We start from the raw sequence: 15,955 nt of genomic DNA, 5'->3' as shown, positions 1-15,955 counted from the left end.
ATGCCACCGGCAACCCGGGCGGGCAGGGCGGGATGCTGCCCGCGTTTCCACGCAGTCCGACTTCAGAACATTCGCCGGCGCCCTGGCCGGCCACGGAGAAATCGCATGACCACCACCATCAAGCCGGCCGGCTCGCTGCGCCGCCGCCTGTTCATTGCCGCGCTGGTCGCCGCCACCGGCCTGGCCTACGGGCTGCTGCCCGGCCGCGCCGAAGCGCAGTCGAAGATCGATGCCAAGGTGCTGCGCATCGGCTACCAGAAATACGGCACGCTGACGCTGCTGAAAGCGCGCGGCACGCTGGAAAAGCGGCTGGCGCCGCAAGGCATCACCGTCAAATGGACCGAATTCCCGGCTGGCCCGCAACTGCTGGAAGGCCTCAATGTCGGCGCGGTCGACTTCGGCACCGTGGGCGAAGCCCCGCCGATCTTCGCGCAGGCCGCCGGCGCGCAGCTGGTCTATGTCGGCAACGAGCCGCCGGCGCCGACCGCCGAGGCCGTCGTCGTGCCGAAGTTGTCGACGCTGCGCTCGGTGGCCGATTTGCGCGGCAAGCGTGTGGCCTTCAACAAGGGCTCGAACGTGCATTACCTGCTGGTGCGCCAGCTGGAAAAGGCTGGCCTGCAGTACAGCGATATCCAGCCGGTCTACCTGCCGCCCGCCGATGCGCGCGCTGCCTTCGAGCGCGGCTCGGTCGATGCCTGGGTGATCTGGGACCCGTTCCTCGCCGCCGCCGAAAAGCAGCTCGGCGCGCGCGTACTGGCCGATGGCCGTGGCGCCGACGGCAAGAACGTGGTCAGCAACCACCAGTTCTACCTGGCGTCGCGTCCCTACGCACAGGCCAAGCCCGAAATCGTGCGCCTGATCCTCGATGAACTCGCCACGCTGGGCACCTGGGCCGAAAAGAACCCGAAGGACGCGACCGCCGTGCTGACCGGCGAAGTCGGCCTGCCTGCCGACGTGCTGGAACTGGCGGTGTCGCGCTTCTCTTACGGCGCGCGCCCGGTCAGCGCCGACGTGCTGGCCGAGCAGCAGCGCATCGCCGATGCGTTTCACGCGCTCAGGCTGATTCCCAAGCCGGTCAAGGTGGCCGACGCGCGCTGGGAGGAGGCGCAACAGAGGCCGCAACAGCAAGCACAGCGCTGATGCGTCGCGACGGCATCGCATAACAACAAGGAGCACGACATGCACGTATTCTGGTTTATCCCCACCCACGGCGACAGCCGCTACCTCGGCACCTCCGAAGGCGCGCGCGAAGTCAGCTTCGACTACATGAAGCAGGTCGCCGTGGCCGCCGATACGCTCGGCTACGAAGGGGTGCTGATTCCCACCGGGCGTTCCTGCGAAGACCCGTGGGTGGCAGCATCGGCGCTGTCGGCCGTGACGCAGCGCCTGAAATTCCTGGTCGCGGTGCGGCCGGGCCTGATGGCGCCGACGCTTGCCGCGCGCATGGCAGCGACGTTCGACCGGCTTTCCAACGGCCGGCTGCTGATCAATCTCGTCACCGGCGGTGACACCGCCGAGCTAGAAGGCGACGGCCTGTTCCTCGACCACAGCGAGCGCTACGAGGCCTCGGCCGAATTCCTGCGGATCTGGCGCGACGTACTGGCGGCCAGCCATGACAGTGGCCAGATCGACTACCAGGGCAAGCACCTGAGCGTGAAGGGCGCGCGCGTCCTCTATCCGCCGCTGCAGCGGCCGCATCCGCCGGTGTACTTCGGCGGTTCGTCGGCGCCGGCGCATGCGCTGGCGGGCGAGCAGGTCGATACCTACCTGACCTGGGGCGAACCGCCGGCCGACGTGGCGCAGAAGCTGGAAGACGTGCGCCGGCATGCGGCGAAGCATGGACGCACCGTCAGGTTCGGCATCCGCCTGCACGTGATCGTGCGCGAGACCGATGCCGCCGCGTGGGCCGCCGCCGATGACCTGATCAGCCGCCTCGACGACGAGACCGTGGCGCGCGCGCAGGCGGTGTTCGCCAGGATGGATTCGGAAGGGCAGCGCCGCATGGCCGCGCTGCATGCGGGAGGTGCGAGCCGCACGCGCGAGGCGCTGGAAATCAGCCCCAACCTGTGGGCCGGCGTCGGCCTGGTGCGCGGCGGCGCCGGCACCGCGCTGGTGGGCGATCCGCACACCGTCGCCGAGCGCATGCGCGAGTACGCGGAGCTGGGCATCGACACTTTCGTGCTGTCCGGCTACCCGCACCTGGAAGAGGCCTACCGCTTTGCCGAACTCGTGTTCCCGCTGCTGCCGCGTTCGGTGCGCGAGAAGTTGCCAGGCAAGGTGCTGTCGGGCCCGTTCGGCGAAGTCATGGCGACCGGCATCGTGCCGCGCGCCGCGCAGAGCTGAAGGAGGGCGGCATGAGCGCTCCGCATCTTCCGCCGCCGCGCCGGCATCCCGCCGCGCTGGCGCGCGCCGTGGCACCGTGGATCGTGCCGATGCTGCTGATCGTGGTGTGGCAGGCGGCCTCGCAGAACGGCGGGCTGTCGAACCGCGTGCTGCCGGCCCCGCTGGCCGTGCTGCACGCTGCCTGGGACCTGGCCCGTTCGGGCGAGTTGTGGAAACACGTAGGTGTCAGCACCTGGCGCGCGCTGGCCGGGTTTGCCATCGGCGGCGGGCTTGGCCTGCTGCTCGGTCTGCTGACGGGCACGTTCCGCAGCGCGGCCACGCTGCTCGACAGCACGCTGCAGATGGTGCGCAACATCCCGCCGCTGGCGCTGATCCCGCTGGTGATCCTGTGGTTCGGCATCGACGAATCCGCCAAGCTGTTCCTGGTGTCGCTGGGCGTGTTCTTCCCGGTGTATCTGAACACCTACCACGGCATCCGCTCGGTCGACACCGGGCTGGTGGAGATGGCGCGCAGCTACGGGCTGTCGGGCTGGCAGCTGTACCGTGAAGTGATCCTCCCAGGCGCGTTGCCCGGGATCCTGGTGGGCGTGCGTTTTTCGCTCGGGCTGATGTGGGTGATCCTGATCGTCGCGGAAACCATCTCCGCGCAGTCCGGCATCGGCTACATGACCATGAACGCGCGCGAGTTCCTGCAGACCGACGTGGTGCTGGTGGGCATCCTGCTATACGCGCTGCTGGGCAAGCTGGCCGACCTGCTGTCGCGCGGGCTGGAGCGCTACTGGCTGCGCTGGCACCCGGGCTACGCAGCCGCCTGAACCACGCAACGCCGCACGTTCGGCAAGGAGATCGACATGCAGATGTATCCGGTGGAACAGGCCGCGCTGGCCGAACTTGAAGCGGGCCTCGCGCGCCGCGAGGCGGTCAGGCACGAGGCAGCGGCGCCGCGCCGCCGCCATGGTGGCGTCGCGCTACGCTTGCGCCAGGTAGTCAAGCGCTATGACGGTCGCGAGGTGCTGCACGATGTGGCGCTCGACGTGGCGCCGGGCGAGTTCGTCGCCATCGTCGGGCGCAGCGGCTGCGGCAAGAGCACGCTGCTGCGGCTGCTGGCGGGGCTGGAAGGCGCCGACGGCGGCAGCATCGCCATCGACGGTGACACGCAGGAGCAGGGCAAGGGCAGCCGCAAGCGCGGCGCCGACGTGCGCGTGATGTTCCAGGATGCGCGCCTGCTGCCGTGGAAGCGCGTGCTGGACAACGTGGCGCTGGGCCTGCCGCGCGCGCGGCGCGGCGAGGCGGCCGAGGTGCTGGCGCAGGTGGGCCTGGCCGAGCGCGCGCAGGCGTGGCCTGCACGGCTGTCCGGCGGGCAACGGCAGCGCGTGGCACTGGCGCGCGCGCTGGTGCATCACCCGCAGTTGCTGCTGCTCGATGAGCCGCTGGGCGCGCTGGATGCGCTGACGCGCATCGAAATGCAGGGATTGATCGAAGGTCTGTGGCGGCGGCTTGGCTTCACGGCGCTGCTGGTGACGCATGACGTCTCCGAGGCCGTGGCGCTGGCCGACCGCATCGTGCTGATCGAGGACGGCCACATCGCGATGGACGAGCGCGTGGCGCTGGCGCGGCCGCGCGAGCGCGGCGCCGCCGGCTTCGCGCAACTGGAAGCCGCGGTGCTGCAGCGGGTGCTGCGGCAAGCGCCAGCGGCCTCTTCGCCCCTCGATGCGGGCACGAAGCGCCGTGCGCAGCGCATCGACATCGGTGCGCACATCGACAGCCCGGAATCTTCATTCGCTGCCGCCCGCTGAACTCCTATCATGAGCAGGCAGGGCGTGCGCTGCGGCAGCACGCCGTTGCCATCAACAACCCGACCATGGGACCCGACGCGGTCCGGTCAACCGAAGGAAATCGCCATGCCAGGCGTGCATGAACCCGCCAGCGCAGCCAATCCGCTGCAACGCTATCTGGAATCGCTGCCGCGCCAGCCGCTGGCCGACCGGCAACTGTGGCGCGACGCGCGCGGGCAGGTGCAGGGACAGTTCTTCAATTGCTCGCTGACCAGCGCCTTCGAGCCGCTGGTGACCCTGGCCGAGCGCGAGGTGGTCGCGCACGAAGGCTCGATCCATACCTACGCCGACGATGGCGTGGGCCTGGCCGCGTGGAAGTTGTTCGCAATGGCTGCCGACGACACCACGCTGGTGTCGCTGGACCGCCTGTCGCGGCTGCTGCACGCGATCAACTACTTTGCCGCCGACGGCGCGCACAAGCTGGTGCTGAACGTGCACAACCGGCTGCTCGCGGCGGTTGCCGACGACCATGGCGCCGCGTTCCGGCGCGCGTTGCAGTCGCTGGGGTTGCCGCTGGAGCGCTTCGTGATCCAGGTGCCGGCCAGCGCCAACGACGACCTGCCGCTGCTGCTGCACGTGGTCGGCAACTATCGCCGCAACGGCTTCGCGGTCAGCCTGCAGGCGTCGGACCCGGCCGAGGCGGGCGCGCTGATGGCGCATGCGTTGCCGGACTGGCTCAAGCTCGATATGCGCCGCACCTGGACCGATCGCCAGCTGTCGGGGCTGCGCGCCAGCGCCGCCAATGCCGGCGTCACGCTGATCGGGCGGCGGCTACAGGACGCCGAAAGCGTGGAGCGGCTGCAGGCCGCGGGCATCGACCTGGGGCAGGGCGCTTTCGCCGGCGCGCTGGTCAGCACGGCCGGACTGCGGGCGCAGGGCGCAGGAGCGGCATCGGCAGCGGCACACCAACTTAGCAAGGAGCCGGTATGACGCAAGCGATCGGGCCATCGGCAGGGCCATCATCGGCGGCGCACGGTACGCGCCTGGAAATCCCGCGGCACCTGCAGGTGCTGACCGTGCCGGGCCTGCATGGCAGCGGCCCGGGGCACTGGCAAAGCCGCTGGGAGCAGCGCTTCCCGGACTGGCAGCGCGTCGAGCAGCATGACTGGTCGCGTCCGAGCCTGCCGCTGTGGGCCGAGCGCGTCTCGGAAGGCGTGATGCGGGCGCAGCGCGTGGCCTCGCGTGGGGCGCTGCTGGTGGCGCACAGCTTTGGCTGCCTGGCGGCCCTGCGGCAGGCGGCGCTGGACCCGGCCGGTATCGCCGGCGCGCTGCTGGTGGCGCCGGCCGATCCCGACAAGTTTGGCGTCGCCAGCCTGCTGCCGACCTACCGCCTGCCGTTCCCCACCATCATGGTCGCCAGCCGCAACGATCCCTGGATGCCGCAGCGCACCGCCTTCAGCTGGGGCACGCTGTGGGGCAGCGAACTGGTCGATGCCGGCAACCTGGGGCATATCAATTCCGATTCCGGCCTGGGCGACTGGGACGAGGGCCTGGCGTTGCTGGGTACGCTGGTGCAACGTATCGCTGACGCATGTGATGCCGGAGCCATTGAAGTGACGCCTGCGCCATGGGAAGCCGGCGTGGAAGTGGCGCCGGGCGCTCCATATATCTAAACCGTCTAAGAAAATTCAGAAAGATTCGTTCTGTTTATAAGAACGGATCTGCAGAATCTGTCTCGTAAGCCGGCGCAATATGCGCCGGCGTCATAAGGAACCGGCGCCACAAGCCGGCCACCACAGACGAGACCGACATGCCACCATCCCTATCCCTGGCGGATGCCCCCACGCCGGGCGCCCCCGATGCGCCGGCATCGCGTGCGCCCCGCCGCCCCGCCAAGCAGCGCTTCACGGTGCTTCCCGGCTTTGGCCTGTCGCTGGGCTTCACGCTGTTCTACCTGACGCTGATCGTCCTGATTCCGCTGTCGGCCACGTTCCTGAAGACGTTCACGATGACGTGGGACGCGTTCTGGACGTCGATCACGGCGCCGCGCGTGGTGGCATCGCTGCAGCTGAGCTTCGGCGCATCGCTGGTGGCGGCCATTGTCAATACGGTGTTCGGGCTGATTGTCGCCTGGGTGCTGGTGCGCTACCGCTTTTTCGGCAAGCGCCTGATCGATGCGCTGGTCGACCTGCCGTTTGCGCTGCCGACCGCGGTGGCCGGCATCGCGCTGACCGCGCTGTTTGCCGGCAACGGCTGGATCGGCCGCTACCTCGAGCCGCTCGGGATCAAGGTCGCGTTCACGCCGCTGGGCGTGGTGGTGGCGCTGACGTTTATCGGCCTGCCGTTCGTGGTGCGCACGGTGCAGCCGGTGCTGGAAGACGTGGAGCAGGAACTGGAAGAGGCCGCCGCCAGCCTGGGCGCCAACCGGCTGCAGACCTTCCGGCGCGTGATCCTGCCGGCGATCCTGCCGGCGCTGCTGACCGGCTTCGCGCTGTCCTTCGCGCGCGCCACCGGCGAGTACGGCTCGGTGGTCTTTATCTCCGGCAACATGCCGATGGTGTCCGAGATCGCGCCGCTGATGATTTATTCCAAGCTGGAGCAATACGACTACGCCGGCGCCACCGCGGTGGCCGTGGTGATGCTGGTGATCTCGTTCGGACTGCTGCTGCTGATCAACCTGCTGCAGGCCTGGACGCGCCGCCACCAGTCGGGTGCGCGCGCTGCGCTGGCACCGGAAGCGCCCGCGACGGGCAAGGAGTTCTGATATGGCGGGCGCAGTTTCGGGACGCCTGGGCGCGCAGCGCCAGGCCAAGGCCCACCACGCATTCGATGCCACCGGCGAGGCGCCATGGGTGCGCTACACGCTGATCACGGTGGCGGTGCTGTTCCTCACGCTGTTCCTGTTCGTGCCGCTGGCTTCGGTGTTCTACGAAGCGCTGCGCAAGGGCGTGCAGACCTACTTTGAAGCGCTGGTCGAACCCGATGCCGTGGCCGCGATCCAGCTCACGCTGACGGTGGCGGCGATCGCGGTGCCGCTGAACGTGGTGTTCGGCGTGGCGGCGGCATGGGCCATCGCCAAGTTCGAGTTCCGCGGCAAGAACCTGCTGATCACGCTGATCGACCTGCCGTTCTCGGTGTCGCCGGTGATCTCCGGCCTGGTCTATGTGCTGCTGTTTGGCGCGCAGGGCTGGTTCGGCCCGTGGCTGGAAGCGCACGACATCAAGATCATGTTCGCGGTGCCCGGCATCGTGCTGGCGACGATCTTCGTGACCTTCCCCTTCGTGGCGCGCGAACTGATCCCGCTGATGCAGGCGCAGGGCAGCGAAGAGGAAGAGGCCGCGATCGTGCTGGGCGCCTCGGGCTGGCAGACCTTCCGCCATATCACGCTGCCCAATATCCGCTGGGGCCTGCTGTACGGCGTGATCCTTTGCAATGCGCGCGCGATGGGCGAGTTCGGCGCGGTATCGGTGGTGTCGGGCCATATCCGCGGGCTGACCAACACCATGCCGCTGCACGTAGAGATCCTCTACAACGAATACAACTTCGCGGCGGCCTTCGCGGTGGCCTCGCTGCTTACGCTGCTGGCGCTGGTCACCCTCGGCATCAAGACGCTGGTGGAATGGCGCGCGCGCAAAGAGACGGAAGAGGCCGTGATCGAGCGGCCGATTGGTACAGCTGGTACAGCAGGAACCCCCCTGCAGGCATCCGTGTAAGGAACGGCATCATGAGCATCCAGGTCAAGAACGTAGAGAAGCGCTTTGGCGATTTCGTCGCGCTGGACAATGTCTCGCTCGATTTCGACGAAGGCGAGCTGACCGCGCTGCTGGGGCCGTCCGGTTGCGGCAAGACCACCCTGCTTCGCATCATCGCCGGCCTGGAGCGCGCCGACGCGGGCCAGATCGTGCTTTCCGGGCGGGACGCCTCGGGCCAGCATGTGCGCCAGCGCCAGGTGGGCTTCGTATTCCAGCACTACGCGCTGTTCAAGCACATGAGCGTGTTCGAGAACGTGGCCTTCGGCCTGCGCGTGAAGCCGCGCGCCGAACGCCCCAGCGAAGCGCAGATCCGCGAGAAGGTGCATTCGCTGCTCGACCTGGTGCAGCTCGACTGGCTGGCCGACCGCTACCCGTCGCAGCTGTCGGGTGGCCAGCGCCAGCGCATCGCGCTGGCGCGCGCGCTGGCGGTGGAGCCGCGCGTGCTGCTGCTCGACGAACCGTTCGGTGCGCTCGACGCCAAGGTGCGCAAGGAGCTGCGCCGCTGGCTGCGCCGCCTGCACGATGAACTGCATGTGACCAGCGTGTTCGTCACGCACGACCAGGAAGAAGCGCTGGAAGTGGCCGACCAGGTGGTGCTGATGAACCGCGGCCACGTCGAGCAGTATGGCTCGCCCGAGGCGGTCTACAACCATCCGGCCACGCCGTTCGTGTTCGGCTTCCTCGGCAATGTGAACCTGTTCCACGGCCGGCTGGAAGTGGGCGAGAGCGGCGGCCTGCTGCATACCGGCGAAGCGGTGCTGCCGGTGGTCGGCAGCGGGCACGAGACCGCAGGCGATGCGGTGGCGTATGTGCGTCCGCACGACCTGGACCTGGAGCGCTATTCGCCCGGCGCCGACGGCATTGCCGTGACGCTGCGCCGCGCGCTGACGCTCGGCCCGGTGGCCCAGCTCGAACTCGAGCGTGAAGACAACCAGGACGTGATCGAGGTGGCGCTGCCGCTCGAGCGCTTCCGCCGCGCGGGCTTCCGCGAGGGCGAGCTGCTCGCCGTGCGGCCGCGCCAGCTGCGCGTCTTTACGCAGGCCAACGGCACTGCCCCCATCAAAAAACAAGAGGCCGCACGATGAACTTCCAGCAACTCCGATCGATCCGCGAGGCGGTGCGCCGCCAGTTCAACCTGACCGAGGTCGCCAACGCGCTCTACACCTCGCAGCCCGGCGTGTCGCGCCAGATCCGCGAACTGGAAGAAGAGCTGGGCGTGGAGATCTTCGAGCGCTACGGCAAGCGCCTGACCGGGCTGACCGAGCCCGGCCGCGAGATCGTGCGCATCGTCGAGCGCCTGCTGCTTGAGGCCGAGAACCTGCGCCAGGCCGGCGACGAGTTCGCCGGCCGCCATACCGGGCGCCTGACCGTGGCCACCACCCACACGCAGGCCCGCTACGCGCTGCCGCGCGTGGTGCAGGCCTTCCGCCGCGAGTATCCGCACGTGACCCTCGCGCTGCAGGAAGCGTCGCCCACGCATATCGTTGAGCTGCTGCTGACGGGGCAGGCCGATATCGGCATCGCCACCGAAGCGCTGGCGACCGAAGCCGGGCTGACCTCGTTCGAGGCTTACAGCTGGCAGCACGTGCTGGTGGTTTCGCCCGACCATCCGCTGACGCGCCTGCCCGAGCCGACGCTCGAGGACGTGGCCGGTTTCCAGCTCATCACTTACGACGCCGGCTTTACCGGCCGCCGCAAGATCGACAGCGCCTTCGCCGAAGCCGGGCTGCAGCCGGAGATCGTGCTGACCGCGCTCGACGCCGACGTGATCAAGACCTATGCCGAGCTGGAGCTGGGCGTGGGCATCATCGCGTCGATGGCGTACGACGAGCGCAAGGATTCTGGCCTGGTGCGCATCAAGGCCGACCACCTGTTCGCGCCCAACACCACCAGCGTGGCCGTGCGCCGTGGTTCCTACCTGCGCGGCTATGCGCACGCCTTCATCAATATGTTCGCGCCGCACCTGTCGCGCGACACCGTCAGCAGCGCGCTGTCGGAGCAGGAGCGGCAGGCGCTGGCGGCCTGAGCGCCGCCCGTATCTCGGCCCGGCGCCGGGCTTTGCCCGGCGCCGGATGGCGTTGGCTGCACCTCGCCGCCTTCCGCGCGCGCCGTCCGCCCCCGCACGGTGCCGTTCGCGCCCCGTTTCCACCGTTCGTCGCAACAGGCTTTCTTCGCAGCCGGGTGAAGGGTAAAGTCCGTGCACGTGCCACGCATGGCCTTCCGCATCCGGATTGAACTTGCGCGGCGCTTTCCCGCAGTGCAACAGATATTGCGCGCGGCTGCCCCTTCGGCCCCTGGCCGGGCGATGTAGGCGGGCAGAAAAAGGGCAAGGGAGAGAGACGATCATGCGCGAAGAACCGCTGCTGCGCTGGCAGTGGCGCGGCTATGGCCGCAACCACCAGCATCCCCGCAACCTGCTGCTGCATATCGTGGCCGTGCCGATGTTCATGGCGGGCACGGTGCTGGGCGCCTATGGCATCCTGCGGCTGAGCCTGCCCGCGGTGGCGCTGGGGCTGGTGTGCATGGGCATGTCGCTGGCGCTGCAAGGGCGCGGGCACCGGCTCGAGGCCAACGCGCCGGAGCCGTTTGCCGGACCGGCGGACATCGCCGGACGCATCTTCGCCGAGCAATGGATCACCTTCCCGCGCTATGTGCTGTCAGGGCAGTGGTGGCGTGCGCTGACCGGTGAGTGTGGCACGCGCGTCACCTCGGGGGATTGCGCCGAGACGAGCCAACGCTAACATACCGCCATGAACCGCTGCATCTCCACCGTCGCCACCGCGCCCCCGTCGCGGCTTACCATCCTCGGGCGCGACCTGCTGTTCGTGCTGTGCATGAACACGGTCATCGCCGTCAGCCTCAACTACGGCTTCCAGACCGGCGGCACGCTCTGGCACAACTTTGTCTACAGCCAGCTGATCGGCCTGTCGATCTGGCTGCTGATCGATATCCCCCGCGTCGGCATCTGGTGGAACGACCGGCCGCGGCGCTGGCCTTTCCTGCTGCTGGCCGCCGCCGCGGTGCCGACCGGCGTGGTGATCGGCGGCTGGGCCACGCGCGTGGCGCTGGACCTGCCGCCCAAGTCGGTGGCCGAAACCGGCGACATGCTGCGCATGTGTCTGGTGGTGGGCATGCTGGCATCGGCGTCGATGATCTATTTTTACTGGTCGCGCGAGAAGCTCGCCTACCTGGAGCGCCAGGCCGCGCTCGACGCGCTGCAGCGCGAGGAAGCCGAAAAGCAACTGGTGCGCGCGCAGCTGATGGCGCTGCAGGCGCAGATCGAGCCGCACTTCCTGTTCAACTCGCTGGCCAACCTCGACGGCCTGATCGCCACCGACCCGCCCGCCGCGCGCCAGCTGCTGCAGCGCCTGATCGGATTCCTGCGCATGTCGCTGGCCCACACCCGCGCCGAGCAATGCACGCTGCGGCAGGAGTTCGAGCTGCTGCGCAGCTACCTGGATATCCAGGGCATGCGCTTCGGCCAGCGGCTGTCGTATGACATCGACCTGCCGCGCGAGCTGGCCAAGGTCGAAATTCCGCCGATGCTGATCCAGCCGCTGGTGGAAAACGCGGTGACGCACGGTATCGAGCCTTGCATGATCGGCGGGCATATCCGCCTGTCGGCGCGCGCCGCCGGCGACGATGCGGTGCAGGTCATCATTGCCGATACCGGCGTGGGCTTTGGCCAGGCCTCGGGCAAGGGCTCGGGGCTGGGCATCACCCATGTGCGCGAGCGGCTGGCACGGATCTTCGGGGCCGCCGCCAGCATGCAGATGGAAGAAAACACGCCGCGCGGCGTGGTGGTGCGGCTGACGCTGCCGCTGGTGCGCCCGGTCGAGGCGCCGACCCTGACGCAGACGGTCACGCTGCCGGAGAGCATGCCGGTGTCGCCGGCGATCCAGCGGACCTGAACGCGCTGCTGGCGATCGCCGGTGCGAAGACAACGAGGGGCGCTGCGTAGGGCGGCGCCCCCAGCATCGCCCAGATTTTTTCACTGCCCCCAACCTCGCCCCCATGACTCCGACCCTTCTGATCGCCGACGACGAAGCGCTGCTCGCGCGCGTGCTGGAATCCGAACTGAAGTCGCTGTGGCCCGAGGCCCGTATCGTCTCGGTCGTGCACGACGGCATGGCCGCGCTGGCCGCCGCGCGCGAGCACCAGCCGCGCGTGGTGTTCCTGGACATCCGCATGCCGGGCATGAGCGGCATGGACGTGGCGCGCGAGCTGATCGAGTTTGATATCCCGCCGCTGGTGGTCTTTGTCACCGCCTATGACCAGTTTGCACTGGAGGCCTTCGAGCGCGCCGCGGTCGACTATGTGCTCAAGCCGGTGCAGCGCGAGCGGTTGGAGGCGACCGTGTGCCGCCTCAAGGAACGCCTGCAGGCGATGTCGGACACGGAGGACGACGCAGACGAGGAGACGGATGAGGGCGCCGCCATGCTCGACACCGACCGCCTGGGGCAACTGCTGGCGCGGCTCGAATCCCTGGAGCACGCCACGCCCGGCGGCGCGTCGCAGCGCCAGTACCTGCGCTTTATCAAGGCGCTGGTCGGTCAGGAGGTCCGCATCATCCCGGTCGACGAGGTGATCTACCTGGAGGCAACCGACAAGTACGTCAACGTGGTCTCCAGCGCCGGCGAGGCGCTGATCCGCACCAGCCTGCGCGAACTGACCCAGCAACTGGATCCGGAGCGTTTCTGGCAGGTCCACCGCGGCACGGTGGTCAACATCGACTGCGTGGCCAGCGCGGTCAACCAGTCCCTGGGGCGGCTGTCGCTGCGGCTGCGCGACCGGCCCGAGCTGCTGCCGGTGGCGCGCCAGTACGCGCACCTGTTCAAGCAGATGTAAGGATCGCAGCAAGCGGCGGTACCGCCACCCGGCTGCAGCGTGGCGCGGTTTTCCTCTATGATGCGGGCTTCGGCCCGCATTTTTTGCTGGCTCGCCGCATCTCCTCCGCAGCCCGCAACCGCACCTTCCGCCCGCGCCATGTCCACCGCCGCCATCGATCCCGCCCGCAATCCGCTTCGCCATGACGCCCAGGTGATCGGGCTGGTCGGGCTGGCGCATGGGGTCTCGCATTTCTATCATTTGCTGCTGGCGCCGCTGTTCCCGTGGATCAAGGCCGAGTTCGGCCTGAGCTATGCGGAGCTCGGCCTGCTGATGACGGTGTTCTTCGCCGTGTCGGCGGTAGTGCAGACCGCCTCGGGTTTCGTGGTGGACCGCTTCGGCGCGCGTCCGGTGCTGTTTGCCGGGCTGGCCTTCCTGGGCAGTGCGGCGCTGCTGCTATCGGCCAGCAACGGCTATGCCGCACTGCTGGCCGGCGCGGCGGTGGCGGGGCTGGGCAACGGCGTGTTCCACCCGGCTGATTTCACGCTGCTGAACAAGCATGTATCTCAGCTGCGGCTGGGCCATGCGTTCTCGGTCCACGGCATTTCCGGCAACCTGGGCTGGGCGGCGGCGCCGCTGTTCCTGGTCACCATCGCCAACCTGGCCAGCTGGCGCGTGGCGCTGGCGGCGGCTTCGGTCGTGGCCTTCGCGGTGCTGGCCGTGCTGGTGGTGCTGCGCCATGTGCTGGATCCGCGCGAGGTGCGCGACTCCGTGGGCCGGCCCGCCGCCAGGGCCGCCGGCGGCAGCCTGCTGGGCTTCCTGCGGCTGCCGCAGGTATGGGTGTGCTGGGCGTTCTTTCTGCTGACCACGTTCTCCGCCGCGGGCATCCAGAGCTTTGCGCCGACCGCGCTGACCTACCTGTACGGCATGCCGTTCACGCTGGCCACGGCTTCATACACCATTTACATGCTGTGCAGCGCCGGCGGCATGGTGGTCGGCGGCTTTGCCGCCAGCCGCACCAGCAACCATGACCGGCTCATCGCCCTCAGCTTTACCGTCTCCGGCCTGTTCGCCATCCTGGTCGGGTTGAACCTGTTCCCCGCGCTGCTGGTGCCGGTGCTGATGGGGGTGATCGGGTTTGGCGCCGGCATCGCCGGTCCGTCGCGCGACCTGCTGGTGCGTGCCGCCGCGCCCGCCGGCGCCACCGGCCGTGTCTATGGCGTGGTCTATTCCGGCCTCGACATCGGGCTGGCCTGCGGGCCGCTGTTCTTTGGCGCGCTGATGGATGCGCGGCTGCCGGCCTGGGTGTTCTTCATGATCGGCGGCTTCCAGCTGATCTCGATCTTTACCGCGGTGACGGTGGGCAACGGCAACCGCTCGCGCCGCGGTGCCGCGGCGCCGGCAGCCTGAACCGGGCCGGCGCCGCCGGCCGCCATTGCCTGCCCTCTGCGCGTCTCGCCTTGTTCCAGCCTGCCTCGAGGATGTTTCCATGACTTTCACGCCGGGCCATTCGAACCCTGACACTCCCCATTCGCACGAAGCCGGCGAGGTGCCGATGCTGGGCGGCCATATCCTGGTCGACGCGCTGCTGGCGCATGGCGCCGAGCTGGCCTTCGGCGTGCCGGGTGAAAGCTACCTGGCGGTGCTCGACGGCTTCCATCGCCGCCGCGACCAGCTGCGCTTTATCGTCTGCCGGCAGGAAGGCGGCGCCGCGGTCATGGCCGAGGCCTACGGCAAGCTGACTGGCCGTCCCGGGCTGGCTTTCTGCACGCGCGGTCCTGGCGCCACCAATGCCAGCATCGGCGTGCATACCGCGTTCCAGGATTCGACGCCGATGATCCTGTTCATCGGACAGGTCGGTACCGATTTCATGGATCGCGAAGCCTTCCAGGAAATCGACTACCGCCGCATGTACGGCGAGATGGCCAAGTGGGTGGCGCAGATCGACCGGGTCGAGCGCATCCCCGAATACATCGCGCGCGCCTACCAGACCGCCACCTCGGGCCGGCCCGGCCCGGTGGTGCTGGCGCTGCCGGAGGACATGCTGGCGCAGACGGCCGTGGTGCCGCAGCTACGCGGCTACGAGCGCGTGCTGAGCTGGCCGGGCGATCCCGGGATGGCGCGCCTCCAGCAAATGCTTGAAGCCGCCGAGCGGCCCTTCGTGCTGGCCGGCGGCAGCGGCTGGACGCCGCAGGCCTGCGCCGACCTGCAGGCCTTTGCCGAACGCTTCGCGCTGCCGGTAGGCTGTGCCTTCCGCGGGCAGGACCTGTTCGACAACCGCCATCCCAACTATGCCGGCGATGTCGGCATCGGCATCAACCCGGCGCTGGCCGAGCGCATCCGGCAATCGGACCTGGTGCTGGCCATCGGCCCGCGCCTGGGCGAGATGACCACCGGCGGCTACGCGCTGATCGCCGCGCCGCGGCCCGCGCAAACGCTGGTGCACGTGCACGCCGGTGCCGAGGAACTGGGCAGCGTCTACCAGGCCGACCTGATGATCCACGCCTCGATGCCGGCCATCGCCGCGCGCCTGGCCGCGCTGGAGCCCGCCGCGGCGCCGCGCTGGCAGCCCTGGACCGAAGCGGCCCATGCCGATTACGAGCGCTACCTGCAGCCGCCTGCGTATGCGGGGCAGGGCGTCGACATGGCCGAGGTCATCCGCACGCTCGACCAGATGCTGCCGGACGATGCGGTGGTCACCAACGGAGCCGGCAACTACGCTGGCTGGCTGCACCGCTACTTCCGTTATCGCCCGTTCCGCAACGGCGGCCGCGGCCAGCTGGCGCCGACCAGCGGCGCGATGGGCTATGGCGTGCCCGCCGCGGTCGGCGCCAAGATTGCCTTCCCGCGGCGCACCGTAGTGGCGCTGGCCGGCGACGGCTGCTTCCTGATGAATGGCCAGGAACTTGCTACCGCCATGCAGTACCAGGCGCCGGTGGTGTTTATCGTCGTCAATAACGGCATGTACGGCACCATCCGGATGCACCAGGAACGCGAATACCCGACCCATGTATCGGGCACCGAATTGCACAACCCGGACTTTGCCGCGCTGGCGCGCGCCTATGGTGCGCGCGGCGAGACCGTGACCTCCACCGAGGCCTTCGCCCCGGCGCTGCGCGCCGCGCTGGACGCGCCGGTGTCGACGCTGATCGAGATCCGCGTCGATCCGGACGTGATCACGCCGCGCACCACGCTCAGCGCGATCCGCGCGCAGGCGCTGGCCGGCGGGCAGCACTGAACCCGGCGCGGCCGCAACGG

At 68.9% G+C, this 15,955-nt stretch carries 15 protein-coding genes; all 15 read left to right on the top strand.

What is annotated here, in order from left to right:
• The first annotated feature begins 105 nt into the window (after positions 1–105).
• The 15 genes from E0W60_RS20700 to E0W60_RS20630 all read left to right on the top strand — a co-directional run bounded on the left by E0W60_RS20700 (position 106) and on the right by E0W60_RS20630 (position 15,935).
• Positions 106–1,140, top strand: a complete 1,035-nt coding sequence (locus E0W60_RS20700) for a sulfonate ABC transporter substrate-binding protein (protein WP_135705461.1) — start codon at positions 106–108, stop codon at positions 1,138–1,140.
• A 39-nt stretch (positions 1,141–1,179) separates the two neighbouring features.
• Positions 1,180–2,343, top strand: coding sequence for an FMNH2-dependent alkanesulfonate monooxygenase (gene ssuD, locus E0W60_RS20695; protein ID WP_135705460.1), 1,164 nt, complete (start codon positions 1,180–1,182; stop codon positions 2,341–2,343).
• An 11-nt stretch (positions 2,344–2,354) separates the two neighbouring features.
• Positions 2,355–3,158 carry an aliphatic sulfonate ABC transporter permease SsuC gene (ssuC, locus tag E0W60_RS20690; protein ID WP_135705459.1) on the top strand — a complete coding sequence of 268 codons (804 nt, stop codon included), beginning with the start codon at positions 2,355–2,357 and terminating at the stop codon, positions 3,156–3,158.
• A 36-nt stretch (positions 3,159–3,194) separates the two neighbouring features.
• Positions 3,195–4,139: an ATP-binding cassette domain-containing protein gene (locus E0W60_RS20685; RefSeq protein WP_135705458.1), complete on the top strand. Its 945-nt coding sequence runs from the start codon at positions 3,195–3,197 to the stop codon at positions 4,137–4,139.
• 105 nt (positions 4,140–4,244) lie between these two features.
• Positions 4,245–5,108 carry an EAL domain-containing protein gene (locus tag E0W60_RS20680; protein WP_135705457.1) on the top strand — a complete coding sequence of 288 codons (864 nt, stop codon included), beginning with the start codon at positions 4,245–4,247 and terminating at the stop codon, positions 5,106–5,108.
• Positions 5,105–5,791: an RBBP9/YdeN family alpha/beta hydrolase gene (locus tag E0W60_RS20675; RefSeq protein ID WP_135705456.1), complete on the top strand. Its 687-nt coding sequence runs from the start codon at positions 5,105–5,107 to the stop codon at positions 5,789–5,791. The genes E0W60_RS20680 and E0W60_RS20675 overlap by 4 nt, the downstream gene beginning before the upstream one ends.
• Before the next feature lie 137 nt (positions 5,792–5,928).
• A complete protein-coding gene (gene cysT, locus E0W60_RS20670) occupies positions 5,929–6,882 on the top strand; it encodes a sulfate ABC transporter permease subunit CysT (RefSeq protein WP_135705455.1) in 954 nt (317 codons plus the stop codon).
• Position 6,883: 1 nt separating this feature from the next.
• A complete protein-coding gene (gene cysW / locus E0W60_RS20665; RefSeq protein WP_135705454.1) occupies positions 6,884–7,831 on the top strand; it encodes a sulfate ABC transporter permease subunit CysW in 948 nt (315 codons plus the stop codon).
• Between the two features lie 11 nt (positions 7,832–7,842).
• Complete coding sequence (locus E0W60_RS20660; protein ID WP_135705453.1) at positions 7,843–8,955, top strand: sulfate/molybdate ABC transporter ATP-binding protein; 1,113 nt, start codon at positions 7,843–7,845, stop codon at positions 8,953–8,955.
• Positions 8,952–9,896 (top strand): CysB family HTH-type transcriptional regulator, encoded by a 945-nt coding sequence (locus tag E0W60_RS20655; protein WP_133096430.1) that lies wholly within the window; start codon positions 8,952–8,954, stop codon positions 9,894–9,896. The genes E0W60_RS20660 and E0W60_RS20655 overlap by 4 nt, the downstream gene beginning before the upstream one ends.
• A gap of 319 nt (positions 9,897–10,215) precedes the next feature.
• Positions 10,216–10,611, top strand: coding sequence for an Mpo1-like protein (locus E0W60_RS20650; protein WP_135705452.1), 396 nt, complete (start codon positions 10,216–10,218; stop codon positions 10,609–10,611).
• Positions 10,612–10,620: 9 nt separating this feature from the next.
• The gene (locus E0W60_RS20645) at positions 10,621–11,781 is read left to right on the top strand and encodes a sensor histidine kinase (protein ID WP_135705451.1); all 1,161 of its coding nucleotides are present in this window, start codon (positions 10,621–10,623) and stop codon (positions 11,779–11,781) included.
• 103 nt (positions 11,782–11,884) lie between these two features.
• A complete protein-coding gene (locus tag E0W60_RS20640) occupies positions 11,885–12,718 on the top strand; it encodes a LytR/AlgR family response regulator transcription factor (protein ID WP_135705450.1) in 834 nt (277 codons plus the stop codon).
• 138 nt (positions 12,719–12,856) lie between these two features.
• Positions 12,857–14,107: an MFS transporter gene (locus E0W60_RS20635; RefSeq protein ID WP_135705449.1), complete on the top strand. Its 1,251-nt coding sequence runs from the start codon at positions 12,857–12,859 to the stop codon at positions 14,105–14,107.
• A gap of 79 nt (positions 14,108–14,186) precedes the next feature.
• Entirely contained in the window at positions 14,187–15,935 is a 1,749-nt protein-coding gene (locus E0W60_RS20630) for a thiamine pyrophosphate-binding protein (RefSeq protein WP_431189881.1), read from the top strand.
• The last annotated feature ends 20 nt before the right edge of the window (positions 15,936–15,955 follow it).

The sequence above is a fragment of the Cupriavidus oxalaticus genome, assembly GCF_004768545.1.
GTDB lineage: Bacteria > Pseudomonadota > Gammaproteobacteria > Burkholderiales > Burkholderiaceae > Cupriavidus > Cupriavidus oxalaticus_A.
The sequence above is the reverse complement of the archived record's forward strand: the minus strand, read 5'-3'. Positions and strand labels throughout refer to the sequence as shown.

Bases quoted from the DNA above. Each gene is read 5' to 3' on its own strand.
- E0W60_RS20700 (WP_135705461.1), top strand. From the start codon at position 106: ATGACCACCACCATCAAGCCGGCCGGCTCGCTGCGCCGCCGCCTGTTC.
- ssuD (WP_135705460.1), top strand. From the start codon at position 1,180: ATGCACGTATTCTGGTTTATCCCCACCCACGGCGACAGCCGCTACCTC.
- ssuC (WP_135705459.1), top strand. From the start codon at position 2,355: ATGAGCGCTCCGCATCTTCCGCCGCCGCGCCGGCATCCCGCCGCGCTG.
- E0W60_RS20685 (WP_135705458.1), top strand. From the start codon at position 3,195: ATGCAGATGTATCCGGTGGAACAGGCCGCGCTGGCCGAACTTGAAGCG.
- E0W60_RS20680 (WP_135705457.1), top strand. From the start codon at position 4,245: ATGCCAGGCGTGCATGAACCCGCCAGCGCAGCCAATCCGCTGCAACGC.
- E0W60_RS20675 (WP_135705456.1), top strand. From the start codon at position 5,105: ATGACGCAAGCGATCGGGCCATCGGCAGGGCCATCATCGGCGGCGCAC.
- cysT (WP_135705455.1), top strand. From the start codon at position 5,929: ATGCCACCATCCCTATCCCTGGCGGATGCCCCCACGCCGGGCGCCCCC.
- cysW (WP_135705454.1), top strand. From the start codon at position 6,884: ATGGCGGGCGCAGTTTCGGGACGCCTGGGCGCGCAGCGCCAGGCCAAG.
- E0W60_RS20660 (WP_135705453.1), top strand. From the start codon at position 7,843: ATGAGCATCCAGGTCAAGAACGTAGAGAAGCGCTTTGGCGATTTCGTC.
- E0W60_RS20655 (WP_133096430.1), top strand. From the start codon at position 8,952: ATGAACTTCCAGCAACTCCGATCGATCCGCGAGGCGGTGCGCCGCCAG.
- E0W60_RS20650 (WP_135705452.1), top strand. From the start codon at position 10,216: ATGCGCGAAGAACCGCTGCTGCGCTGGCAGTGGCGCGGCTATGGCCGC.
- E0W60_RS20645 (WP_135705451.1), top strand. From the start codon at position 10,621: ATGAACCGCTGCATCTCCACCGTCGCCACCGCGCCCCCGTCGCGGCTT.
- E0W60_RS20640 (WP_135705450.1), top strand. From the start codon at position 11,885: ATGACTCCGACCCTTCTGATCGCCGACGACGAAGCGCTGCTCGCGCGC.
- E0W60_RS20635 (WP_135705449.1), top strand. From the start codon at position 12,857: ATGTCCACCGCCGCCATCGATCCCGCCCGCAATCCGCTTCGCCATGAC.
- E0W60_RS20630 (WP_431189881.1), top strand. From the start codon at position 14,187: ATGACTTTCACGCCGGGCCATTCGAACCCTGACACTCCCCATTCGCAC.